The following is a 362-nucleotide window of genomic DNA, read 5'->3' on the forward strand; positions in this document are numbered from 1 at the left end:
GAACAATTATCTACTCCCACTGGAGCAGTCCATGTTACTGCAGCGCCACAAATACCAGGATCGTTATTTACTGTAATATCTCCTGGGCACGTAATAGTAGGCGGAACATTATCTTCAACAGTAACAACGGTTGTACAAGTGCTGGTGTTTCCGTTTACATCGGTTACGGTTAAGGTAATTGTATTCGGACCTACATCTGCACAGGTGAATGTGGATTTGTCAATTGTCGTGGTTGCTATTCCACAGTTATCTGTACTTCCGTTTTCGATGTCGGCGACCGTGATAGTGGCATTGCCAGTTGCATCCAATTGAATCGTAAACGGTGCGGCACAGTTTGCTACTGGTGCTTCAGTATCGTTCAC

General features: G+C 45.0%; 1 protein-coding gene. It reads right to left on the minus strand.

Features of this window, described 5'->3' with window-relative positions; genetic code table 11:
- Positions 1 to 362, minus strand: a 362-nt coding sequence (locus tag K8089_RS16410; protein ID WP_237604352.1) for a hypothetical protein, incomplete at both ends; no start/stop codon positions are given.

The organism is Aequorivita vitellina (assembly GCF_022008365.1).
Taxonomy (GTDB): Bacteria; Bacteroidota; Bacteroidia; order Flavobacteriales; family Flavobacteriaceae; genus Aequorivita; species Aequorivita vitellina.